The 21868-nt window shown below is 74.8% G+C and carries 21 protein-coding genes; 9 read left to right on the top strand and 12 right to left on the bottom strand.

The genetic code is table 11. The features are described from left to right. Window positions 1-80: 80 nt before the first annotated feature. Genes ACIRRS_RS33350 through ACIRRS_RS33360 form a run of 3 tightly spaced genes read left to right on the top strand, consistent with a single transcriptional unit; the run spans window position 81 to window position 2844 of the window. Entirely contained in the window at window positions 81-1349 is a 1269-nt protein-coding gene (locus ACIRRS_RS33350; RefSeq protein ID WP_402978985.1) for a sensor histidine kinase, read from the top strand. 23 nt (window positions 1350-1372) lie between these two features. Continuing rightward, window positions 1373-2017 (top strand): response regulator, encoded by a 645-nt coding sequence (locus ACIRRS_RS33355; protein WP_402978988.1) that lies wholly within the window; start codon window positions 1373-1375, stop codon window positions 2015-2017. Between the two features lie 23 nt (window positions 2018-2040). Beyond that, window positions 2041-2844: an aldo/keto reductase gene (locus ACIRRS_RS33360; RefSeq protein WP_402978991.1), complete on the top strand. Its 804-nt coding sequence runs from the start codon at window positions 2041-2043 to the stop codon at window positions 2842-2844. On the opposite strand, the gene ACIRRS_RS33365 is transcribed toward ACIRRS_RS33360, so the two are convergent. Both ACIRRS_RS33365 and ACIRRS_RS33370 read right to left on the bottom strand, forming a co-directional pair. After that, on the bottom strand, window positions 2827-3990 hold the full coding sequence (locus ACIRRS_RS33365; protein ID WP_402978994.1) for an MFS transporter: 1164 nt from the start codon (window positions 3988-3990) through the stop codon (window positions 2827-2829). The two genes, ACIRRS_RS33360 and ACIRRS_RS33365, sit on opposite strands and share 18 nt — an antisense overlap. Before the next feature lie 119 nt (window positions 3991-4109). Continuing rightward, on the bottom strand, window positions 4110-4496 hold the full coding sequence (locus ACIRRS_RS33370; protein ID WP_402978997.1) for a hypothetical protein: 387 nt from the start codon (window positions 4494-4496) through the stop codon (window positions 4110-4112). A 76-nt stretch (window positions 4497-4572) separates the two neighbouring features. Here ACIRRS_RS33370 and sigJ point away from each other — a divergent pair, with 76 nt between their 5' ends. Next, entirely contained in the window at window positions 4573-5463 is an 891-nt protein-coding gene (gene sigJ / locus ACIRRS_RS33375) for an RNA polymerase sigma factor SigJ (RefSeq protein ID WP_402979000.1), read from the top strand. Window positions 5464-5477: 14 nt separating this feature from the next. Here sigJ and ACIRRS_RS33380 read toward each other — a convergent pair whose 3' ends face one another. After that, on the bottom strand, window positions 5478-6545 hold the full coding sequence (locus tag ACIRRS_RS33380; RefSeq protein ID WP_402979003.1) for an SUKH-4 family immunity protein: 1068 nt from the start codon (window positions 6543-6545) through the stop codon (window positions 5478-5480). A gap of 92 nt (window positions 6546-6637) precedes the next feature. On the opposite strand from ACIRRS_RS33380, the gene ACIRRS_RS33385 reads away from it, so the two are divergent. Further along, complete coding sequence (locus ACIRRS_RS33385) at window positions 6638-7291, top strand: MOSC domain-containing protein (RefSeq protein WP_402979008.1); 654 nt, start codon at window positions 6638-6640, stop codon at window positions 7289-7291. A 7-nt stretch (window positions 7292-7298) separates the two neighbouring features. Here ACIRRS_RS33385 and ACIRRS_RS33390 read toward each other — a convergent pair whose 3' ends face one another. The 8 genes from ACIRRS_RS33390 to ACIRRS_RS33425 form a co-directional block, all read right to left on the bottom strand. Next, a complete protein-coding gene (locus tag ACIRRS_RS33390) occupies window positions 7299-8225 on the bottom strand; it encodes a hypothetical protein (protein ID WP_402979011.1) in 927 nt (308 codons plus the stop codon). Next, a complete protein-coding gene (locus tag ACIRRS_RS33395) occupies window positions 8222-9127 on the bottom strand; it encodes a DUF4232 domain-containing protein (protein ID WP_402979014.1) in 906 nt (301 codons plus the stop codon). Before ACIRRS_RS33395 ends, ACIRRS_RS33390 begins: the two co-directional genes overlap by 4 nt. A 153-nt stretch (window positions 9128-9280) precedes the next feature. Then, on the bottom strand, window positions 9281-9616 hold the full coding sequence (locus ACIRRS_RS33400; protein WP_402979017.1) for a cupin domain-containing protein: 336 nt from the start codon (window positions 9614-9616) through the stop codon (window positions 9281-9283). Between the two features lie 104 nt (window positions 9617-9720). Further along, window positions 9721-10491: a polyprenyl diphosphate synthase gene (gene uppS / locus ACIRRS_RS33405; RefSeq protein ID WP_402979020.1), complete on the bottom strand. Its 771-nt coding sequence runs from the start codon at window positions 10489-10491 to the stop codon at window positions 9721-9723. Window positions 10492-10571: 80 nt separating this feature from the next. Continuing rightward, window positions 10572-11369, bottom strand: a complete 798-nt coding sequence (locus ACIRRS_RS33410) for a hypothetical protein (protein ID WP_402979022.1) — start codon at window positions 11367-11369, stop codon at window positions 10572-10574. After that, window positions 11366-11665, bottom strand: coding sequence for a PadR family transcriptional regulator (locus ACIRRS_RS33415; protein ID WP_402979024.1), 300 nt, complete (start codon window positions 11663-11665; stop codon window positions 11366-11368). The genes ACIRRS_RS33410 and ACIRRS_RS33415 overlap by 4 nt, the downstream gene beginning before the upstream one ends. Window positions 11666-11777: 112 nt before the next feature. Further along, window positions 11778-12407 (bottom strand): hypothetical protein, encoded by a 630-nt coding sequence (locus tag ACIRRS_RS33420; RefSeq protein WP_402979027.1) that lies wholly within the window; start codon window positions 12405-12407, stop codon window positions 11778-11780. Window positions 12408-12576: 169 nt separating this feature from the next. Continuing rightward, complete coding sequence (locus ACIRRS_RS33425) at window positions 12577-14004, bottom strand: amidase (protein WP_402979154.1); 1428 nt, start codon at window positions 14002-14004, stop codon at window positions 12577-12579. A 99-nt stretch (window positions 14005-14103) separates the two neighbouring features. Here ACIRRS_RS33425 and ACIRRS_RS33430 point away from each other — a divergent pair, with 99 nt between their 5' ends. From ACIRRS_RS33430 to ACIRRS_RS33445, 4 genes are all read left to right on the top strand, one after another. Continuing rightward, the gene (locus ACIRRS_RS33430; RefSeq protein ID WP_402979030.1) at window positions 14104-14679 is read left to right on the top strand and encodes a TetR/AcrR family transcriptional regulator; all 576 of its coding nucleotides are present in this window, start codon (window positions 14104-14106) and stop codon (window positions 14677-14679) included. A 123-nt stretch (window positions 14680-14802) separates the two neighbouring features. After that, window positions 14803-16092: a sensor histidine kinase gene (locus ACIRRS_RS33435; protein ID WP_402979033.1), complete on the top strand. Its 1290-nt coding sequence runs from the start codon at window positions 14803-14805 to the stop codon at window positions 16090-16092. Then, the gene (locus tag ACIRRS_RS33440) at window positions 16080-16730 is read left to right on the top strand and encodes a response regulator (RefSeq protein WP_402979036.1); all 651 of its coding nucleotides are present in this window, start codon (window positions 16080-16082) and stop codon (window positions 16728-16730) included. The genes ACIRRS_RS33435 and ACIRRS_RS33440 overlap by 13 nt, the downstream gene beginning before the upstream one ends. A 307-nt stretch (window positions 16731-17037) precedes the next feature. Further along, window positions 17038-18063, top strand: coding sequence for an RNA ligase family protein (locus tag ACIRRS_RS33445; RefSeq protein WP_402979039.1), 1026 nt, complete (start codon window positions 17038-17040; stop codon window positions 18061-18063). 160 nt (window positions 18064-18223) lie between these two features. On the opposite strand, the gene ACIRRS_RS33450 is transcribed toward ACIRRS_RS33445, so the two are convergent. Continuing rightward, the gene (locus ACIRRS_RS33450) at window positions 18224-21649 is read right to left on the bottom strand and encodes an NACHT domain-containing protein (RefSeq protein WP_402979042.1); all 3426 of its coding nucleotides are present in this window, start codon (window positions 21647-21649) and stop codon (window positions 18224-18226) included. Window positions 21650-21868 lie beyond the last annotated feature (219 nt).

Raw genomic sequence — 21868 nt, forward strand, 5'->3', positions numbered from 1 at the left:
GGCACATCGCGGAAAGGAGGGGGAAAACGCTCCCCCGATCGGGGGAGGACCGCGCTGACCTGCGCGGACATACTGGCGGCATGATCAAGGGAATCCGGCCGCTGCTGCGTGGCTCGACGTACGCGGGTGTGCTGTTCGCTCTGTGCGGGGCGGTGGGGAGCCTGGTGGTGCAGCCGATCGCGCTCCTCCCGGCGGTGATGTGGCCCAGCGCCCCGGAATGGGCGCAGATCGGGCTCGTGCTGGTGCTGTGGGCGGTGCTGCTCGCCGCCGTCGGGCAGGCGCGGGTGACGCGGCGGATCGCCGTCGCCTCCGCGCGGCGCCTGCTGGGGGTGCCGCTGCCGGACCCGCTCCGGGCCGGCGCCGGCCGTGACGGGCGGTGGCGGACCTCGGGGTTTCTGGTCCTGCACACGGCCGTCGGGTGGGCGGTCGCCCTGGGCGGCGGGGTGCTGCTGATCCTCGGCCTGGCCCTGCCCCTCGGGGACCGGTTCGGCGGCCGGGGGCGGATCAGCCTGTTCGGGCGGGACGTGTGGGAACAGGGAGGGTGGCAGAACTGGGTGGCCGGGGCCTGCTGCCTGCTGCTGGGGGTCGGCGTGTGCGCGACGGCCACGAAGGTGCTGCGGTGGGCGGCGCCGGCGCTGCTGGGCCCCTCCCCGGCCGAGCGGCTCGCGCTGGCCGACGAGCGGGAGCGACGGCTGGCCGAACGCAACCGGCTCGCCCACGAGTTGCACGACTCGATCGGGCACACGCTGACCGCCGCCACCATCCAGGCGGCCGTCGCCGGGGAGGTCCTCGCCGCCGACCCGGCCGCCGCGCGGGCCGCCATGCGCAGCATCGAGGAGTCGACCCGGGCCGCGCTGGAGGACCTCGACCACGTGCTCGGGGTGCTGCGGGAGGAGGCCGCGGGGGCGGCCCCGGCCGCACCCGCCCGTACGCTGGCCGACCTGCCGGAACTGCTGGACCGGCTGCGGCACGCGGGCGCCTCCGTGGAGCCGCAGCTGTCCGGGGGGTGGGAGCAGGTGCCGGGGACGCTCTCGCGGGCGGCGTACCGGATCCTCCAGGAGGGGCTGACGAACGCCCTGCGGCACGGGGGCGGCGGGGCGATTCGGCTGCGGGTCGTGGCGGGGGCGGAGGCGCTGGAGCTGGAGGTGGTGAACGTTCTCGGCGGGGGAGGTGAGGTCGGCGGTTCCGGCGGGCGGGGTCGGGCGGGGGGCTTTCCGACCTCCGGGCACGGGCTGCCGGGCCTGTCCGAGCGGGTGCGGCTGCTGAACGGCGAGGTCGAGGCCGGGCCGGACGGGCCGCAGCACTGGCGGCTGTGCGTGCGGCTGCCCGTGCGGTCGGTGGCGGTGTGACCACCGGCGTGTCTCCTGTCACGTTGCTGATCGCGGACGACGACGCGGTGACCCGCAGCGGGCTGCGCACCCTGCTCGGCCTCCAGTCGGGCATCGCGGTGACGGGGGAGGCCGCCGACGGCGTCGAGGCGGTCGAACAGGCGCGGCTGCTGCGGCCGGACGTCGTGCTGATGGACGTACGGATGCCGCGCCTCAACGGGATCGAGGCCACCCGGCAGCTGCTGGCGGCGGTCGACGACCCGCCGAAGATCGTGGTCATCACCACCTTCGAGAACGACGGCTACGTGACCGCCGCGCTCAGCGCCGGCGCCAGCGGATTCGTCCTCAAGCGGCTCCCCGTCCCGCAGATCGCGGAGGCGGCGCGGGTGGTGGCGGCGGGCGAGGCGATCCTCTTCCCGGCGGCGCTGCGCCGGATGGTCGCCGCCCGCCCGCTGGACTCCGCCGAGGCCCTGCCGACGGCGGCGCTCACCGGGCGGGAGGAGGAGGTGCTGCGGCTGATGGCCACCGGGCGGTCCAATCCGGAGATCGCGCTGGCGCTCACGGTGAGCCAGGAGACGGTGAAGACGCACGTCGGCAACGTGCTGACCAAGCTCGGCGCGCAGAACCGGACGCACGCGGTGGTGATCGCGTACGAGTCGGGGCTGGTGGTGCCGGGGTCGGTAGGGTGACCGTTCCGAGGGATGGGGGATGCGTGGCGGGACTGGGGCTGGGGCGGTACGGGGCGGCGGTCGAGGGCGTCGAGCTCGGGCTCGGGCTGATCGGGATCGGGCGGCCGTGGCCCCGGCCGGACTCGGAGGTGTGCGATCCGGAGCAGGCATTCCTGCTGCTGGACCGGGCGCGGGAGTCGGGCGTCCGGTTCCTCGACACCGCCGCCGCGTACGGGCGCAGCGAGGCCGTGCTCGGGGAGTACCTGGCCGGGCTGCCCGCCGGGCGGCGGGACGCGCTGCTGGTCGCCACCAAGTGCGGGGAGGAGTGGCCGGTGCCGGAGGGCGCCGGGCCGCCCGACCACTCCGTCCGGGCGCTGGAGGGGAGTTACGGGCGGTCGCGGCGGCTGCTGGGGCGGATCGACCTGCTGCAGCTGCACAAGTGCACCGTCGAGGACCTGCGGGACGAGCGGCTGCTCGGCTGGTTCGAGGGGCTGCGCGCGGGCGGGGAGGTGGGGGCGGTCGGGGTCAGCGTGTCCTCGGAGGAGGCGCTGCGGGCGGCGCTGGAGGTCGAGGTCTTCGACACCGTGCAGTTCCCGGCGAACGCCTCGTCCGTCCGTCTCGCCGCCGTGTTCGGGGAGCGGGAGCGGTCGGCCCTGCCGCTGCTGAACCGGCCGATGGGGTCGGGGGCGTTGGCGGGGGCCTCGGCGTTCGACTTTCACGCCGGGGCGTTCCGGCGGGCGGTGGTGCTGAGCGGGACGGTGCGGGTCGCGCACCTGGAGGGGAACGTGGCGGCGCTCGGACTCGCCCTCGGCCGTGCCCTGGGGGGTGCGTCAGGCGCGGTGTCGTAGCAGGGGCACGAGGGTGAGGGCGGCGGCGAGGGCGCCGAGGGCCATCACCGTCGAGGGGGAGGCGCGGTCCAGGACGGCCCCGCCGGCCAGGGCGCCGAGGGAGATCGTCGCCTGGAACGAGGCGGTGAACAGCACGGAGGCCGCCTCCGGCGCGTCCGGGGCCGCCCCGGCGAACCAGGTCCGCGAGGCGACCGGCACCGCCCCGTACGCCGCGCCCCACAGGAGCAGCGGCGCGAGCGCGCCCGCCGTCGAGCCGCCCAGCAGCGGCAGCAGCGCGGTGGCGCCCGCCAGCAGGGCCGCCGCGAGGGCGAAGCCGAGGCGGGGGCGGCGGGCGACGAGCCCGCCGAGCAGGAACGTTCCGGCGATCCCGGCGGCCCCGTACAGGAGGAGCAGGACGGTGATCAGGCCCGGGCCCGCGTGGGTGACCTGCTCCAGGAACGGCGTCACGTAGGTGTAGGCGCCGAAGTGGGCCAGCACGATCAGGAAGGTGAGCAGGAGCGCGAAGCGGGCCCGGGGGCGGCGGGCGACGGCGGCGAGCAGGCGCAGACGCGTCGCCGCCCCGGTGGGCGGCAGCGGCGGGACGGACAGGATCAGCAGGGCCGTCACGGCGACGGACAGGGCGGCGAGGAGCGCGAACGCCGTTCGCCAGCCCGCGAGTTCGCCGATGAACGTCCCGGCGGGGACGCCCAGGACGGAGCCGAGCGGGACGGCCGAGAAGATCACCGAGGTCGCGCGGGCGGCCCGGGCGGGCGGGACGAGCCGTTCGGCCAGGCCCGCGCCGATCGACCAGAAGCCGCCGATGGTGACGCCCACCAGGACGCGCGAGAGCAGCACCAGGCCGTAGCCCGGAGCCACGGCGGCCAGGGCGTTCGCGGCCGCGAGCAGCAGCATGAACGCGGCCAGCATGCGGCGGCGGTCCACGCGGGCCGTCGCCGCCGTCACCAGCGGGGCCGCGAGGGCGGCGAGGAGGCCGGGCATGGTCATCATCAGGCCGGCGAGGCCGTCCGAGACGGTGAAGTCGGCGCCGATGGAGGTCAGCAGGCCGATCGGGAGGATCTCGGTCGTGACGATGGTGAAGATCCCCAGCATCACCGCCGTCACGCCGAGCCAGGCGGTCGGGGGGCGTTGTGCGGTCGGGGAGGGCATGGCGAGCATGAAGTGCCGTTCTGTGCACGGTGGTTCGGGACCGGTCCAGTGCAGCAGCGCGGTCGGGGGAGGGCTGGCGGGTTCGCGCCCTCACCGTTGCGTCCTCACCGTCTTCGTCCTCACCGTTGAGGGGTCATGGAGCGCAGGGCGGCGACCAGGCTCAGGCCGAACATCAGGACGCCGAGGGGGAGATGGACCGCCGGGACGTGCGCGATGCCCAGCACCACCTGGGCGGAGGCCAGCAGGAGGAAGCCGGTCGCGTGCCCGACCGGGCGCAGCGGGCCGCCGCCCGGCTTCCAGGCGAGCACGGCCGCGAGGAGGTACAGCATCGAGGCGGCGTACATCACCCGGGCGCCGGCGCTGTGCAGGGTCTCGCCGTAGGAGGTGCTGAGGAGCAGGCCGGCGGAGGTGGCCTGGAGGAAGATCGTGAAGGTCTGGAGGGCGATCGCGAGGCGGAGGAAGGAGGAGGCGCGGGAGGCCGTGGTGGGGGAGGCGACGGTGGTCATGATCCTCGTTCCGGTGAGTGTGAGTAGGGTCTTGCCGGTTCGACGACGCAGGGCTGCGAAAGGTAAGGCGGGGGCGATGGCGGACGTGGAGGAGGAGCGGGGGCGGCTGGTCAACATCGCGTACCGGCTGCTCGGGTCGCTGGTCGAGTCCGAGGACGCGGTGCAGGAGGCGTACGCGCGGTGGTACGCGCTGCCGGGGGCGCGGCGGGCGGAGATCGTCGCGCCGGGGGCCTGGCTGACGACGGTGACCGGGCGGATCTGCCTGGATGTGCTCGGCTCGGCGCGGGTGCGGCGGGAGCGGTACGTGGGGGCGTGGCTGCCGGAGCCGCTGCCCGGGCACGGGGAGTCCTGCTCGGACGTGGCGGAGCAGGTGGTGCTGGACGAGTCGGTGAGCATGGCGTTCCTCGTCGTGCTGGAGACGATGACGCCGGCGGAGCGGGTGGCGTTCGTGCTGCACGACGTGTTCCGGTACCCGTTCGCGGAGATCGCCGGGGTGCTCGGGCGGACCCCGGCGGCCTGCAAGCAACTGGCCTCCTCGGGGCGGCGGCGGGTGGCGGCCGCGCGGGGGCCGGAGACGGGGGACGCGGGCGATGCGGGTGACGCGGGGGACCGGGCGGAGGCCGTGCGGCGGGTGCGGACGGCGTGGGAGGGCGGGGACATCGCGGGGCTGGTGGCCGTCCTCGACCCGTCCGCCGTGATGACGGCGGACGGCGGGGGCATGGTCGGGGCCGCGCTGCGACCGATCGAGGGCGGGGCGCGGATCGCGCAGTACATGGTGGCGATCGCGGGGATGGCGCCCGGGCTGGAACTGGTGGAGCGGACGGTCAACGGGCTGCCGGGGCTGGTCGCGCTACGGGGCGGGGCGGTGGTGACGGTGGCGGCGTTCGAGGTGGCGGACGGGCGGGTGCGGCGGATCTGGGTGGTGCGGAACCCGGAGAAGCTGGGGGCGTGGGTGGCGGAGGGCTAGGCCCCCCGGCCGCGTCAGTCGCAGAGGAAGCCGCCGGTGTACGGGTCCTCGGCGAGGCGGCGCCAGGAGTGGTCGGGGGTGGCGAAGGCCTCGGGGTCGACGGCTTCGATGCGGGCGTCCACTTCGTTGAGGAGGAGGGCGTGGGGGTCGATGACGGTCTCGTCGTCGGAGTCGTCGCGGGGGTCGTCCTCGTTCTCGTGGTACCACTCGGTGGCCAGGCGTTCGTACGTCCAGAGGGCGTAGAGGAGCGCGGACAGGTCGCGGTTGAGGTAGGGCGCGAGGTCGCCGTAGCCGCCGGTGGGGTCGTGGACGAGGACGGCACCGGTCGTGCCGTCGAGGGAGATCCGCAGGTCGTCGGCCCACCAGGCGAGGAAGAGGTGGTGGGGCTCGGCGCCGGGCGCCGGGGTGAGCGGGCCCTCGGAGGGGAGGCCGAGCACGTCGACGTCCAGCGGCAGGCCGACCTCGGTGAGGAGGCGGCGGGTGGGCGCGTGGACGAGTTCGGCGGGGAGGTCCTCCGGGCGGTAGCGGCGGACGGTGGGTTCGTCGTCAGTGTCGAAGACGTGGCCGAGGCTCTCGACGAGGTCGGGCTCGAAGACGTACGCGAGGCCGTCCTCCGGGCCGCCGGGGCGGGCGCCCCAGGGGAGGGAGGCGACCACCAGGGCCGTGCGCCAGTGCGGGTGGCGCGGGTGCGCGGCGAACAGGGCCGGGTCGATCGCCCGCATGCGCTCCTCGGCCTCCGCGATCACCGCGTCCGCGACGGCCGTGCCCCGGCGGCCACCCCGGGCGGTGGGGTCGGCGGCCCCGGAGGCGACCGCCTCGACCTCCCGGACCAGGGCGGCGAGGGCGGGCAGGGAGGTGGCGAGCAGCTCGCCCCCGGCCTCCTGGCCGGGCCACTCGACGGCGCGGACCTCGCCGGTGACGGTGTCCAGGGTGATCAGGCCGTTGCTCCCGGACTCGCCGAGGCACTGCCGGCGGTCCTCCGGACCGGGCGGGGTGTCGTCGTGGAAGACGCCCGGGACCGTGACCCCGACCGGGCGGTGGGGGGCTTCGTGGAACTCCAGGAAGGCGCCGCTGACGAGCATGGGTGTACTCCGTTCGGATGGGTGCTCGGGACCCACCCTGCCGTACGAAACCGACATGACCGGCCGGGGGTGGCGGTCGTACCGTGGAAGGCATGCAGCTGCTCTCCGTCAACATCGGCAGGCCACGGGCCAATCCGTGGAAGAGCTCGAGCGAGACCGGTATCGACAAGCGGCCCGTCGAGGGGCCGGTGGCCGTCACGGTGCCCGGGCCGAAGGGCGCCGGGGAGGTCGGGCTCGCGGGGGACCGGGTGTACGACGTCAAGCACCACGGGGGCGTCGACCAGGCCGTGTACGCGTACGCGCGGGAGGACCTCGACGGCTGGGAGCCCGAACTGGGGCGGGAGTTGGGCAACGGAGTGTTCGGGGAGAACCTGACCACGGCCGGGCTGGACGTCAACGGGGCGCTGATCGGCGAGCGTTGGCGGATCGGGACGGGCGGCGTGGTGCTGGAGGTGTCCTGCCCCCGGGTGCCCTGCTCGACCTTCCAGGGGTGGCTGGAGCGGGAGGGCTGGATCAAGCGGTTCACGGAGGCCGCGCTGCCCGGCGCCTACCTGCGGGTGGTCTCGCCCGGCGAGATCCGGGCGGGCGACCCGATCGGGATCGCTTACCGGCCGGACCACGCCGTGACCGTCGCCCTCACCTTCCGGGCGATGACGCGCGAGCCCGACCTGCTCCCGCTCCTCGCCGGGGTGGAGGCGCTGCCGGAGGAGATCCGGGAGACGGCGCGGCGCAGGCTCGGCGCGTAGCCGGGGCTCAGACCAGGTCGCTGTGGACGGGGTGGTCCGGGGAGCGGGGGCAGGCGAAGACGCGCATGGTCTCGAAGCCGCCCAGCCTGACGGTGGTGGGGCATTGCGGGGCGCGCACTCCGTCCGGGGCCGGGGCCCAGCTCGCGGTGCCGCCGTCGAACTCGGCGCTGGCGAGCGCGGCGACGAAGCGCATCGGGGTGTCGCAGGTGTGGCAGCGGACGGGGCCGAAGTAGCCCTGGTAGTTCCAGGGTTCGTGGCCGCCGAGCTTCCAGCCGGGGGCGGTGGAGAGGTCCCAGTGGTAGCGGGACTCGTACTCGGGGTCGTCGTCGGGATCGTCCGGGTCGTTCTGGGCGTCCGGTTCGGGGAAGGTGGCCTGCTGCCACGCGTCGACGCGTTCCTCGAACTCCTCGCCGAGCAGGCCCGGGTGCGGGTACTCGGTGACGGGCTCGGGGCGCAGGGAGCAGGGGACGGGCCGGTAGTCGTGGCCCTCGGCGTCGGTCGGGGGCAGGGGGAGGGAGCCGTCCAGGTCGGCGGCGCAGCGGTGCAGGAGGCGGACCCACGGGCCGGCGATGCCGTTGTAGGGCGCGCCCGGGGTGTCGTAGGCGTGCTGGAACGGGCACCAGAGGAGCTGCAGGACATCCGTGCCCTCGGGGAAGCCGTCGTACCAGGGCACGTCGCGGGCGTGGACCTGGAGGACGGGGAGGAGAGGGGACGGCCCCGGGTGCTCCTCGGCGAACAGGTGACGGCCGCCGGGGCAGGTGGGGTGGGGCTCGGCCGAGGGCCAGGCGAGGGGGCCGCCGATCGAGCTCTCGTGCGGGCCGGGGACGGCCGGGTGGGCCGGGGCCGGGTGGAGGCGGACGGCCGTGCGGGCGTGCGGGGCGAGGGCGGGGAAGACGGCGGTGATGTCGAGGGGGCGCGGGGGCGTGGTGGTCATGGCCTTCTCTCGGGGTTGTCCGGGCCGCCGGGGGTCTCCGGTTGCCAGGCGCCGATGCCGAGGCGGCCGGTTGTGCCGAGGTCGAACTCGGGGGTGACCATGACGGGGGCGGAGTTCGGCAGGGCGCGGACTCGGGCGTACGGGGCGTGCACCGGGGTGCCGTCCTGGGTGGTGTTGCGCCAGACGAGGGTGGAGTAGGCGCGTTCGCCGGGGCGGAGGGAGAAGCGCTTCCGTGGGAGGTTGGCGCCGGTGCCGGTGGCGATCTCGTCGCCGCCGGAGAGGAGGCGGATGCCGTCGACGGGCTGGTGCTCCTGGTCGAGGAGCTGGATGCGGGGGTAGCCGTCGAGGGCCACGGGCGCGGTGCCGCAGTTGTGCAGGATCAGGCCGACCACGCGCAGGCCCATCGCGGCGTCGCCCTGGTCGGCGTAGAGCCGCAGGCCGGACTTCGGGCAGTCGCCGCCGGGCTGCGGGGCCTCGGAGGTGGGGACGCTGCGGACCTTGAGGACCTTGACGTGGGTGGCCTTGTTGCGCTCGCCCAGACTGAGGCGGCCCCGGTCGGTGGCGCCCGGGGCGAGGGCGGTGACGGTGTGGGGCAGGCTCTCCACGGCGGTGCCGGCGGCGGTGAGGCGGGTGAAGGTGAGGGTGAGGTCGGCGGCTTCGGGGCCGCCGTTGGTCAGCTCGTACTCGGTGCAGGCCGGGCCGGTGAGGGTGAGCTTCACCTTGGCCGTGTCCGCGGGGGTGAGGGGCTTGCAGTCCGGGCCGGTGGGGGTGGAGGAGGGGGTGCTCCCGGCGGCGCTGTTCCCGGCGGGGAGGGTGCCGCATCCGGCGAGGAGGGCCGCGGCCGCGACGGCGAGGGCGGCGGGTGCGGTGAACGGACCTCGGGGGCGGGGGAGCTGACGCATCAGGTGATTCGATCACGAAGGGGTGGGTGTGGCTGTGACGGGGGCCACTCGATGTGGAACAGCTCTGCAACGGGCGGGATAGGCGGGGCGGGGCGGGCGGACGGACGGACGGGCGCGGGGCCGTTGGCGGACCGCCTCGGCGCCGTGGGCCCCTCAGCCCTCGGGGTAGAAGATGAACAGGGTGCAGCCGGTGCTGCTCGACGGCACGTGCCACGAGCCGGCGGGCGCGTGCAGGAAGGTGCCGGCGGGGTAGTCGCGCGCCCCGTCGTTGAACACCCCGGACACCACGTAGACCTCCTCCGGGCCTGGCTCGTGCACGTCGCGGCCCTCCCAGGTGGCGCCGGCCTCCAGTTGCACCACGTGGGCGGTCGCTCCGTTCGCCCCCTGCCAGAGGGTGCGCAGCTGGATCCCGGGGAACAACTGGCGGGCCGGGGCGTCGTCGAGGAAGGAGGAGGTGTAGCCCTCCTGGTCAAGGATCTCCGCATGCATGCTGATCACATTGCCGTGCGCGGGGAGGGGCGGAACAGGGCCCGCGAAGACAACGTGGCGCACGTTTTGCGCCAGGGGGTTCGGGGGCGCTGGGCCCGGGCTCTCTAGCTCCCGTAGCGGCGTTGGCGGGCGGAGAAGCTGCGGATCGCGCGCAGGAAGTCGATCTCGCGGAAGGCCGGCCAGTGGGCCTCGCAGAAGTAGAGCTCCGAGTAGGCGCTCTGCCAGAGCAGGAAGTTGGACAGGCGCTGCTCCCCGCTGGTGCGGATGACGAGGTCCGGGTCGGGGCGGCCGGCGGTGTAGAGGTGGGGCTCGACGTCCTCGACGGTGAGGGCGTCGGCGACCTCGGTCAGCGTGGCTCCGGTCTCGGCACGGGCGTACATCAGCTCGCGCAGGGCGTCGATCACCTCCTGGCGGCCGCCGTAGCCGACGGCGAGGGTGACGTGGGCGCCGGTGGCGCAGTCACGGGTGACCTCGGCGGCCTTCTCTAGGGCGTGGGCGGTGCTGTCGGGCAGGGCGTCGAGCAGCCCGGCGAGGTGGACGCGCCACTTCGGGTCGGGCCGGGCGAGGCGGTCGGTGACGACCTGTTCGATCACCCGCATCAGGAAGGCGACCTCGGCGTCGCCCCGGCGCTGGAGGTTCTCCGTGGAGCAGACGAACACCGTGACGTGCTGGATGCCGAGCGCCTCGCACCAGGAGAGGACCTCCTCGACGTGCTCGGCGCCCACCCGGTGGCCCAGGCTGGGGCTGGCCAGGCCCATCTGCCGGGCCCAGCGGCGGTTGCCGTCCATGATCAGGCCGACGTGGCGGGGGAGCCGGCCGGCGGAGACCTGGCGGCGGAGGCGGCGGGTGTAGAGGGCGCGGAGGGGGTCGGGCATGCGGCACCGTCCAGGAGGAGGGTCGGCGGCTTGTCGGCCGGTGGCCGGCCGGCGGTCGGCCGGGGGTCGGCTGGTGGCGGTCAGTCGGTGGAGGCGGGGAGTTCGCGCAGGTCGCGCAGGGTGCCCGCGCAGACGGCGGTGAGCAGGAGCAGGCCCGTGCCCACGGCGGCGCCGAGGAGGTGGAACCCGTCCGAGAGGGAGGCCCCGAGGACGGCCGCGCCGCCTGCGGCACTGGCGGCGGCCAGCGTCCAGACGCCGGCGCGGAGCCGGCCGATCGGAGGCGGGAGGACGGCCTCCGCGCCGACGCCGGTGAAGATCCGGGGGATCTGGACGGCGCCCAGCCCGAGGGCGATCCACCAGCCGGCCAGGACGGCGGCCCGCAGGGTGGGCGGGGAGGTGTCGATGCCGCTGTGCACGAGGAGTACGGCCGCGGTGCCGACGGTGGTCGGCAGGGCGAGGCGGCGCAGCGCCCAGCGCAGCAGCATGACCGCGGCGCCCACCGCCGGCCGGGGCCGGGGCGCGACCAGGGCCAGGCCGAGCAGGAGGAGCGCGGTGCAGCCGTGCGTGACCGCCGTGCGGACGTCGGCGGAGGGCAGGGCGTCGCCCTGCTCGGCCGCGACGTGGCTGAGGAACCAGGCGGCGAGCGCGACCGTGATGCCCATGGTCGCCACCCGGCGCTGCCGCTGGGCGGGGGAGTCGGCCGGCCAGTGCGCCGGGTGCAGCCACATGTCGGCGATGCCGACGACCAGGTTCGGCCAGGACTTCCAGCCGGCGCCCCGGGCCTCGTCCTCCACCATCTCGCCCCAGCGCTCGCGGAACGCGCCGGGGTAGAGGCGGACCAGGCTCCGGGCGACGAGGGCCCGGACGGCGACGCTCACGCCGGCTCCACCCCCAGCCGCCGCAGCCCCACGTCCGCGACGCGCGCCATCGTGCGCAGCTCCCGCTCCAGCACCTCCCGTCCCTTGGGTGTGAGCCGGACCGGCCGCTGCCGGCCCTGGCCGTCGACCGCCTCGACGAGCTGCTTGGACTCCAGCCTCGTCAGCGCGCCGTACAGGCTCCCGGGCCCGAGGCGCTCACCGGTGAGCTCCTCGATCGCCGTGTTGATCGCGTACCCGTGCAGGGGCCCGTCCGCGAGGGCGCAGAGCACCAGTGTCTGGGCGTCGTTGGCTTGCATGTGTCGTGCGGTTCCTTCGAGTTGTCGGCGTTCCTCTCGATCTGACGGTGCACCATACTACGCGCCGTGAAGTACGCGCCACGTAGTAGGCGGGGATGGGTGGTGGGTGAGGTCAGCGGACCTCGATGTCGGCGTGGTGGACCTGGTACCCGCCGTGGACGACCGGGGCGAAGGGGGCCGGGGCCATGCAGGTGCCGACAACCGGCTGGTAGGGCTTGCCGGAGGCGTCGACGTCCGCGTTGCCGATGCCCCAGGAGAAGCCGAGGCGGGCGCCGCCGCCGTCCTCGTCGTCCCCGCTGCCCTGGTAGACGCTCAGGCCTATTCGCTGGCCGACGGTCAGGACGGCGGACTTGGTGACGACGGCCGTCAGGGTGGCGACCGGCCCGCCGGTGGCCAGGCAGTCGACCCTGGCCTCGGCCGTGAACGTGGCGTTCTTCTCGGCGCTGTGGTGGGAGACGAGGACCGTGCCCTCGGCGTCGGTGGGCAGGCCGTTCTCCAGCCGCGTCCCGGGGAAGCGGTGGGTGTACGGGGCGGCCTGGGCGTCGATGGTGAAGCGGATGTCGTCCTTCGGGGAGTAGGCGTACATGATCCGGGCGGATCCCTTGACGCTCGCGAGGGCGAGGTGGTGGGCGCGCGAGGGGGAGGCCGAGGCCGGGGCGATGCCGGTGAGCGCCGCGAGGGCGAGCGCGGCGGCGGCCGTGATGTGGGTGGCGCGGGCGGTGCGGATGCTGATGCGGAACACGGTGGGCTCCCTTCTGCGGCGGCCCCGATGGCCGTCGTCTCGATGGCCCCAACTCTGGGGTCAGAAGGCCCGGTTACACATGTGCCGATCGGCACATAGATCGTGGGCGACTCGCCCGGGAAGCGCCGCTACCCCTGCCGATCGGCAGGGGTAGCGGTGAGAAAGCGGGTCAGCGAGGGTCGATCGGGGTGAAGGTGCCGAGGCGGTCCTCCACCGCCTGCGCCGCCGCGAGGCAGAGGTCCTCGCGGAAGGCGCCGCCGACGAGCTGCACGCCGACGGGCAGGCCGTCCTCCGCGCAGCCCGTCGGGACGGCGACCGCCGGGAGGCCGAGGAGGGTGGTCACGCTGCACAGCCGCATGGCGTCGGCGACCCGGTCGCGGCCCTCCTGGGAGCTGGACTCCAGGCCGGGCTCCACTGACGGCTCGGTGAAGATCGGGCCCAGGACCAGCGGGTACTCCTGCATCAGCTCGGCCCACGCGCGGCGGATGCCCGCCGTGGCGCCCGCCATCCGCATCAGCTCGGCCGCGTCCATCGGCGGGGTGCGGCGCATGGTGAAGTCGATGTAGCGCGCGGACGCCTCGCCGACCAGCTCGCGGACGACCGGCCAGTTCGGGGCGAACTCGGTGACGGGGAAGCGGTGGTAGTACTCCGTCGCCTCGTCGAAGCGGGGCAGGTCGGCGAGCTCGTGCACCTCGTGCCCGGCGTCGCGCAGGGCGTCGGCGGCCCGGTCGAGCGCGGCGCGGACGGTCGGGTGGACGCCGTGGCCCCCGGGGTCGGCGACCAGGGCGACGCGTACGGGCGCGGCCGGCTCCGGGCCGTACAGCGGCACCGGGACGGCGCGCGGGTCGCGGACGTCGGGGCCCGCCAGGGTCTCGTACGCGAGCCGGAGGTCCCCGATCCGCCGGGCCAACGGGCCGTCGACGACGAGGAGTTGGGACGCGAGCCCCGGGTCGTCCGGGCCGATGACGCGCTGGTCGGCGGGGAAGCGGCCGGTGGTCGGCTTAAGGGCGGCGACCCCGCAGAAGGAGGCCGGGATGCGGACGGAGCCGCCGGAGTCGTTGCCGAGCCCGAGCGGGGCCAGGCCGGAGGCGACGGCCGCGCCGTCCCCGCCGCTGGTGCCGCCGGGGGTGCGGGTGGCGTCCCAGGGGTTGCGGGTGTCGCCGTACAGCTCGCTGCGCGGGTGCATGCCGGAGAGGATCAGCGTCGGCAGGTTGCTGTGGCCGATCGGGACGGCGCCGGCGGCGCGCAGCCGGGAGACCGGGACGGCGTCGGCGCGGGCGACGAGGGTGGAGAAGCGGCGCAGGCCGTAGGTGGTGGGCACGCCCTCGATCGGCGTGGACTCCTTGACGGTGAACGGCACCCCGGCGAGCGGGCCGAGGGCCTGCCCCGCCGCGCGGCGCCGGTCGGTGTCGTCGGCGGCGGTGCGGGCCTGGTCGGCGAGGAGCTGGGTGACGGCGTTGACCTGCGGGTTCACCTCGGCGATCCGGTCGAGGTGGGCGTCGACGACCTCCCGGGCGGACACCTCCCCCTTGTGGACGGCGGCGGCGATCTCGGCGGCGGACAGCTTCCAGAGGGGCACGGTCGGGCTCCCTTCCATGGTGGTGCAGTGGTGATGCGGTTGCATCGGAACGGTAGTCGAGCAACCGATACACTTGCATCGGATTAAACGGAGGGACACCGAGGGAAGGGGCCGGGGATGCCCAGGCAGGTCGACCACGAGGAGCGTCGGCGCCGGATCGCCGACGCCGTCTGCCTCCTCATCGACGAGCGCGGACTCGAAGCCGCCACCCTGCGGGACGTCGCCGCCCGGGCGGAGGTGTCGATGGGCGCCGTCCAGCGGTGCTTCCGCACCAAGGAGGAGATGCTGCGCTTCGCGCTCGCCCACATCGGCGCGCGGATCACCGGGCGGGTCCGCGCCCGGCCCGTCGGGGACGTCCAGGACGCAGGGGGCGCCCTGGCACACGCCGTCACCGAGGTGGCGCTGCTGCGCGAGGAGCACCGGGCCGAGGCGCGGATCTGGCTCGCCTTCGTCGCCCGGGCGGCCGTCAACCCGGCGCTGGCGGAGGTGCTGCGGGCCGGGTACGAGGAGTTCGAGCAGGTGCTCCTGCGGCTGCTCGCCGAGGCCGGGGCGGGAGCGCCGCGCCGCGAGGCCCGGACCCTGCTCGCGCTGGCGGACGGGCTGACGGCCCAGGTGCTGGTCGGGCGGCTGGGGGCGGGGGAGGCGGAGGAGTTGCTGCTGGGGCAGGTGGCGAGGGCGGTCGAGGGGCGCTGACCGTGCGGGGGCCAGGGGCGCTGACCGGGCTGGGGCCCAGGCGCGCGAAGGGCCGCCCCCCGAGGGCCGAGCGCCCCGGTGGTAGCGTCGGCGGCCGGAGACCGGGGCCGGCGGGGAGGCGGGGTGGCGGTTCGGCGGGGACTGCCGCAGGCGGACGGGGTGCGCGGATTCGCGCGGCGCTTCGCGGCGGCGCTGCGGTACGTGCTCGCCGCCGGTGGCACCGGCCTGCTGGCCTTCGCCGGCGCGTACGCCGTGCTCGCCGTGTTCGCGCTGAGCCTGATCGGGCCGGGGCTCCTGCTGCTGCCGCCCGTACTGACCCGGCTCCGGCGGGCCGCCGACGGCCAACGGCGGTGCTCCGGGCGGTGGTTGGGAGCCGAGATCCGCTCCGACTACCGGCCCGCCGAGGGCCGGGCGCTGGCCCGCGCCCAGGCCGTGCTGGCCGACCGCGCCACGTACACCGACCTGCTCTGGCTGCTCGCCCACGCGCTGCTCGGCGTTCTCGGGGCCGCGCTGTCGCTCACGCTGTGCGCGGGAGCGGTCAGCTGGTTGACCGTCCCGCTGTGGTGGTGGGCGCCTCCCAGGCCCCCGCAGCTGCTGGCCTGGGAGGTCGGCTCCTGGTGGGCGGCGTCGGCGGCCTTCGCCGTGGGCCTCGCCTACGCCGCGCTGGCCGGATGGCTGCTGCCCTGGTGCGCGCACCTGCACGCGCTGACCACCCGGGCGCTGCTCGGGCCGCGTCGGCGCCGGTTGTCGCTGGCCGCGCGCGTGCAGGAACTGACCGTCACCCGGGCCGAGGCGCTGGAGGCGCACGCCGCCGAACTCCGGCGCATCGAACGGGACTTGCACGACGGCGCGCAGGCCGGGATGGTGTCCGTCTCGCTGCGCCTGGCCCTGGTGAAGCGGGCCCTCACGGCGGGCCCCGAGCGGCTGCCCGAGGCCCTGGCCCTGCTCGACGGGACGCGCGAGGCGGCCGAGCAGGCCGTGCGCTCGCTGCGCGAGGCGGTCCGCTCGATCCACCCGCCGGTGCTGCTCGACCACGGCCTCGCGGAGGCGGCCCGCTCGCTGGTGGCGGCCAGCCAGATCCCCACCGAACTGGACGTCGAGGACGAGACCGGCGGCGCGCGGGCCCCCGTCGCGGTGGAGGCCGCCGCGTACTTCGTCCTCTCCGAGGCGCTGACGAACGCCGCCAAGCACAGCGGCGCCGCGCGCGGCCGGGTGCGGCTGCGCACCACCGCGCGGGCCGTCCACCTCTCCGTGTGGGACGACGGGCGCGGCGGGGCGCGGGCCGGTGCGGGGGACGGCACCGGGATTCGCGGCATCGAGCGCCGCGTCGCCGCGTTCGACGGCGTCACCGAGCTGGACAGCCCGCCCGGAGGGCCGACCGAACTGAGAGTGGAGCTGCCGTGCGGATCGTGATCGCCGAGGACAACGCCCTGCTGCGGGAGGGCATTTCGCTGCTGCTCACCGGCGCGGGGCACGAGGTGTGCGAGGCCGTGGAGGACGGGGAGGCCGTGCTGCCCGCGCTGCTCCGGCACCGCCCGGACGTCGCCGTCCTGGACGTCCGGCTGCCCCCGGCGTTCCGGGACGAGGGGCTGCGGGCCGCCGTCGCCGCGCGGGAGGAGGCGCCGGGGCTGCCGGTGCTGATGCTCTCGCAGTACGTCGAGCACGCGTACGCGGCCCGACTGCTCGCGGACGGCGCCTCCGGCGTCGGGTACCTGCTCAAGGACCGCGTCGGGCGGGTCGAGGAGTTCCTGGACGCGCTGGAGCGGGTGGCGGCCGGCGGGGTCGCGATGGACCCGGAGGTGATCTCCCAGTTGATGGTGCGCCGAGTGCGCAACGACCCTCTGGCGGCGCTCAGTTCGCGCGAGCGGGAGGTGCTGGCGCTGATGGCGGAGGGGCACGGGAACGGGGCGATCGGGGGGCTGCTGTTCATCGCGGAGACCTCGGTGAACAAGCACATCGGGAACATCTTCGGCAAGCTCGGGCTGCCCGCCTCGGACGGCGGGCACCGGCGGGTGCGGGCGGTGCTGGCGTACCTGCGGTCGATCGACTGAAGAGTTGCAGGTGCAGAGAACTGCACCTCGGAAGGGCAGTCGGCGCTCCTGCGGTGGGCGGTGCGGCGCGGCTAGGTTCGGCCTCAGGTGGTCGTCGAGACGACGTCGTGGGCGTCGAAGGGGAGAAGCCGTGTCCGGAGGGCAGCCCGAGAAGGAACACCCGCGCTGGCTGCGGGTGTTGGTGGTGATCGTCGTCGTGGGGGTGTGCGTCAACGTGACGCTCAGCCTGTGGTAGCCCCGCCCGCCCCTGCTGCGGCCCGGGGAATCCCCGTTGCCCGGGGGTGCGCGGGCGGGCGAGGATCGGAGGGTGTCCGTGGACGAGAGCGCCGAGAGCCGCGAGTTGAGGCCGTACCCGAAGATCCCCGCGAAGGGGCGGCCCGGCGCGCCCGGGAGCGGGGAGTGGACGGCCGCGGAGAAGGTGCACGGCGCGCATTTCGCGGTGGTGTGCGAGGCGGACGGCTCCGTGCGGGCGGCGAAGCGGCGGGAGCTGCTGGGGGACGAGGGGCTGGACGGGTTCTTCGGCGTCAGCCGGATCTGGCCCGAACTCGCCGTCGTGGCAGCCCGGTTGGCCGCCGAGCTGCGGCCCGAGGAGGGCGGCGTCGTGACGGTCTACGGCGAGCTGGCGGGCGGGCGCTACCCGCACCCGCAGGTGGCGGCCGAACCCGGGGTCGACCCGGTGCAGACCGGCGTCTGGTACGCGCCCGGGCTGCGCTGGCTGCCGTTCGACGCCACGGTGGAGACGGCCGCCGGCCGGCGCTGGGCGGCCGACCGGGCGCTGCGCTCCGCCGCCGCCACGGCCGGGCTGGTCTGCGCACCGCTGCTCGGCCACGGGCCGCTGACCGCGCTGCAGCAGTTGCCCGTCGCGTACCCGAGCCGGGTGCCGGCGCTGTTCGGACTGCCCGAGCTGGCCGACAACCTGGCCGAGGGGTACGTGCTCAAGCCCGCCGGGGAGTGGTGGGAGACGGGAGCCGAGGGGGCGGCGGCCCGTCCGGTGCTCAAGGTGAAGCAGCGGGCCTTCGCCGAGGACGAGCGCTACGACGGCGCCCGCCCGTACCTCGTCCCGCCCGGGGGCGCGGCCGGGGTGCCGGGGTGGCTGCTCGCCCAGGCCTCGGCGCTGCTCACCCCGGCGCGGGCGGCGGGGGCGGTCAGCAAGCTGGGGCCGCGCACGCCGGTGGAGGCGGTGGCGGCCGAGATCGCCGAGGACGTGACGGCCGAACTCGCGGAGGCGCTGGGCGGGCTGGACACCGGGGTGGAGGAGGAGCTGCGGCGCGCCCTCGGGCCGGGCGCGCGCTCCCTGGCGGCGTTCGACGCGCGGGACCGGGGCACGGGGTGAGGGCGGGCCGCTGGAGAGGGCGGGCGCCTCGCCCGCCGCCGTCGCGGCGGCGTACCGGGCCGCCGCCGCCCGTACGGCCAGTGCGCCGGAGCGGCGGCACCTGGTCGAACGGGCACAGCGGGCGGCGGGTGGGGCGTAGGGCATGCCGCGCGCGGGAGGCTCACGGGGTGACGCTGAGCCATGCGAGCATCTGCCGCAGGCGGAGCCTCTTTCCCGGTCCGGTGTCGGGGGCGTCGATCAGCTCACGGATCCAGGTGCGGGCCTCGTCGGCGGCACCGGCGGCCTGGACGTCCTGGAGGAGGGTCCATTCCCCTGCGTGGGGTGGGACGGACTTCGCCAGGAAGTCCCGCCAGATCCTGAACGCGTACAGGTGCTCGCCGACCGAGGCCAGCGCCCGGGCCACAGTCAACCTCTGGTGGATACTGAGCCGCGGCTCGTCGGACAACCTGTCGACGAGTGCCCCGAGTACGGTGCGCCCGGTGACTGATCCCAGAGCGTCGATCGCCTCTTCCAACTGCGTGGACGTCAGGACGGGAAGGTCCAGTAGACGTTCCGCCAGCCGCTGCAGAAGCTCCTTGCACCGGTCGCTCTCCTGGCTTCGCAGGGTCGTCAGAACTCCGCCGGTCCAGTCGGGATCGGATGGGGACCCGACGCCGGACTCCCGCGAGAGGAAAGCGATCGCGTCGGTGGCGGACACCTTGAACAGCACAGCCGAAGCTCTCCGGTAGAAGCCCGTCGAGCCATTGGGCGTACACAGGGCGCGTTCGGCCACTTGCCGTGCCGCCTCGGGTGCGCCGCCGTTGAGCATCGCCTCCGCACTCGTGTCCAGATCGAACGGGTCGATCCGGTCGCCCTGGTCGAGCAGTTCCATGATCTCCGGTGCTGCGCCGGGACCGGCCGCGGCCAGCCAGACCGTGATGGCGGCGGAGGCGGACACCTCGGGCCCGCGCTCCCGGCCCAGTGCCGTACGTGCCCAGTCCAAGGCGGGATCGCCCGCCCCGAGTTCGGCGGCAGCCTGCAGAAGCGCCGAGCGGTCGTCCGCGTCGTAGCCGGCCTTCGCGGTGCACCGGTCGAGAGCCTCCAACAGGACGGTGGGGTCGCCGCTGCAGCGGGCCCAGATCCTGGCAGCGCTCTTCAGGAGATAGCCGGGGGCCTCCCCGGCGCGCAGGACCGCACCGGCGATCCGCAGCGCCGCGTCCGTCTCGCCGGACCGTTCCAGGAGAAGCGCCAGTTGCTCCGTTCCCGAGGCGGCTTCGGAGGGTCGCGCAATCACCAGCTCGGCTATCTGATCGGCGGCCTTCTCGGGTTCGGCGCGTAGCCAGGACTCGGCGGCCATCTCCTGAGAGGCCGGGCCGGTCCGCAGATCCAGCAGGGCGGCGCGGCTCGCGGCGCCGACCTCGTCGATCCTTCCGAGGATCTCCAGGACCCGGGCGGTGATGGAGCGCATCCAGGGACGGTCCAGGGAATCCGTGGGAAGGGCCCGGGCTCGGTCGAGAACGGCCTCCTGGGCACCACTACTGATGGTCAGGGAGATGCGCGCCGCATGTGGCAGGCTGCGTTGGACGTCCGGGAGGATGCTCTTCAGCAGCCCCTCCGCGTTGGTGGTGCCTGGATGCCGGGCCAGCGCGGCGATCGCGTGCAGGCGGAGATCGACGTAGACCACCGGCGACTTGGCCAGCCTGTGCAGCCGCACGACTACCGCCGAGTCGTCCGAGAGGCTGGCCAGCGCCTGAACACACGCTTCGGCCTCGTCCGGGTCGTTGCGCGCGTCCTGCTCCAGGCGGTCGTACAGCAACGTGCGTCGGCCCGCGTCGACAGACGCCCCCTCCGCCACCAGGAGTGCGGCCAGAGAGAAGTCTTCGACCCAGAGGCCCGCCAACAGGTGGTCGATGACCAGCGCGCCGTCGCACTCCGCCCGGTCCGCCCACAGCCGGAAGGTGAACAGGGCCAGGGTCTGTTCGGCCCCGCTGGTCCCGCGCCTTACCCAGTCCGCCAGTTCCGGGAAGTCCGGCGGGATCTCCCGGGCGTAGGAGCGGGCCGCCAGGTACTCCGCGAACGAGTGGTGCAGGAACCGGACCGAATCTCCTTGCCGGACCAACAGGCCGCTTGCCAGCAGTAGTTCGCACAGCTCCTGGGGGTCGTCCGGACGGCCGTGCTCGCGGGCCCACCGCAGGGCGGCTTCTTCCAGCGGGCCGTCGCTCTCGATCCGGTGCCGGCCCAGCGCCTCCAGGAGCTCCTCCTTCGCCGCCCTGGACCACGAACCCGAGTCGGCCGACCGGCGCAGCAGGTAGTCGAAGAATCGCCGGTAGAGGCTCAACCGGTTGGTGGGCAGGGCTTGTTGGGGGTCAAGCGTGGCACTGACGGCGGCGATGGTGGCCAGCAGCGGGTTGGCGACGAGTTCGCTCAGCCGGCCGTCCTCGGTCTCCCGGAGGAACCTGCCGGCCGCCTCCTCGACGTCCTCGACCTCCTGGGCCCGGAACCACTTCGTGGCGAAGTCGGCCAGTTCGCCGGGGCTGAACGGCTCCATCCGGTAACCGGTGAAGGCGGCACGCCGCAGCGGGGCCAACTCGCTCTCGGGCAGCGGGCGGGTCGTGACGAGGAACCGGTAGGCGCTGTCCGGCTTGGCGTGCTGGGCGATGGTCCGGATGATCGCGGTGCGGGCCTGGCGGTCGGTCACCTCGTCCAGCCCGTCCACGAGCACGAGCCAGCGCGCACCCTGCACCCGTCCGGCGAAGATGCCCGGCTCCGGGTCGGCCACCAGGGTGGGCCCCATGCACTGCCGCACGGCCTTGCAGAGGGTCTCGCTCCAGGAGTCGGTGCTGTCCGCCAGGGTGCGGGCGGCGATCCGGAGCGGCACCACGGGTTCCGTCGTCGGGGCTTCGGCGCTGCTCGTCTCGCGGAGCCAGATCCTGGCCAGGCACCATGTCAGATGACTGGTCAGGGTGGACTTCCCGGCTCCGGGTTCGCCGGTGACCAGCAGGTGCGCGTGGCGGCCGAGCACCTCGGGGGCGGGGAGCACGGCGTCCCACTCCGGTGGCGTGTCCCCGACCGGACTGCCGCCCTTGGCCGCCCCCGCCCGGTCCACCGGACCGGTGTCCCGCACCCCGTGCCGGCGCGCCTGCCGGCGCACCTGTTGCCGTACGTAGATCGCCGACAGCGGCGGTTCCTGCACGTCGAGGATGTCGTACGGGAGCCGGTCCACGGCCGCCGACTGGGCGTCCAGCAGGTTCCGCAGGGCCAGGGCGGGCAGCGGCAGGTTGTCCCAGGATTCCAGCCGTGGCTGCGCGCCGGTCCTCTCGGCGGCCACCGACCGGTCCCGGGCCTGCTTGGCCCGCCGCCAGATCGGCTCGACCTCGGCCGGGTCCCGCTTGAGCGCCATCGCCAGCAGTTTGGTGTCGTCCAGGGTCAGCAGTCGTACGGCGTTGTGCACTCCGTAGACGACGCCCTTGTCGAACAGCCCCCGCTGCACGAACGCGTTGGGCGTCGCGAACCCCGCGCTCAGCAGGGCCTGCCGGAACCAGACGGCCAGTTCGCGCAGCTCCGCGTACTGCTCCTGATCGCCCTTCGGTGGCCGCCCCCCAGGCATCCCGTCCCCACTCGATGAGTCAAGTCGCCCCCGTTTACCGGGGTTTCCGCAGCCTAGTCGGAAACTCCGCGCTCGCGACAGCCTGGGGTCGATCCGATCCGGCACAGCGTCAGGAGCCCGTCATGACCCCCTGTCTCGTCCTCGTCCTCCCCCCTCTCGTCGCCGTCCTGAGGGCCTGGTTCGTCCACCGCACGGCGACCCGGCTGGCTGCCGAGCGGA

The organism is Kitasatospora sp. NPDC101183 (assembly GCF_044767945.1).
GTDB lineage: Bacteria > Actinomycetota > Actinomycetes > Streptomycetales > Streptomycetaceae > Kitasatospora.

Excerpts from the sequence above, each read along its gene's own strand:
- ACIRRS_RS33400 (WP_402979017.1), bottom strand. The coding sequence starts at position 9,616 with ATGCATGCGGAGATCCTTGACCAGGAGGGCTACACCTCCTCCTTCCTC.
- ACIRRS_RS33425 (WP_402979154.1), bottom strand. The coding sequence starts at position 14,004 with ATGGAAGGGAGCCCGACCGTGCCCCTCTGGAAGCTGTCCGCCGCCGAG.
- uppS (WP_402979020.1), bottom strand. The coding sequence starts at position 10,491 with ATGCCCGACCCCCTCCGCGCCCTCTACACCCGCCGCCTCCGCCGCCAG.
- ACIRRS_RS33395 (WP_402979014.1), bottom strand. The coding sequence starts at position 9,127 with ATGCGTCAGCTCCCCCGCCCCCGAGGTCCGTTCACCGCACCCGCCGCC.
- ACIRRS_RS33370 (WP_402978997.1), bottom strand. The coding sequence starts at position 4,496 with ATGACCACCGTCGCCTCCCCCACCACGGCCTCCCGCGCCTCCTCCTTC.
- ACIRRS_RS33390 (WP_402979011.1), bottom strand. The coding sequence starts at position 8,225 with ATGACCACCACGCCCCCGCGCCCCCTCGACATCACCGCCGTCTTCCCC.
- ACIRRS_RS33430 (WP_402979030.1), top strand. The coding sequence starts at position 14,104 with ATGCCCAGGCAGGTCGACCACGAGGAGCGTCGGCGCCGGATCGCCGAC.
- ACIRRS_RS33415 (WP_402979024.1), bottom strand. The coding sequence starts at position 11,665 with ATGCAAGCCAACGACGCCCAGACACTGGTGCTCTGCGCCCTCGCGGAC.
- ACIRRS_RS33365 (WP_402978994.1), bottom strand. The coding sequence starts at position 3,990 with ATGCCCTCCCCGACCGCACAACGCCCCCCGACCGCCTGGCTCGGCGTG.
- ACIRRS_RS33385 (WP_402979008.1), top strand. The coding sequence starts at position 6,638 with ATGCAGCTGCTCTCCGTCAACATCGGCAGGCCACGGGCCAATCCGTGG.
- ACIRRS_RS33350 (WP_402978985.1), top strand. The coding sequence starts at position 81 with ATGATCAAGGGAATCCGGCCGCTGCTGCGTGGCTCGACGTACGCGGGT.
- ACIRRS_RS33380 (WP_402979003.1), bottom strand. The coding sequence starts at position 6,545 with ATGCTCGTCAGCGGCGCCTTCCTGGAGTTCCACGAAGCCCCCCACCGC.
- sigJ (WP_402979000.1), top strand. The coding sequence starts at position 4,573 with ATGGCGGACGTGGAGGAGGAGCGGGGGCGGCTGGTCAACATCGCGTAC.
- ACIRRS_RS33450 (WP_402979042.1), bottom strand. The coding sequence starts at position 21,649 with ATGCCTGGGGGGCGGCCACCGAAGGGCGATCAGGAGCAGTACGCGGAG.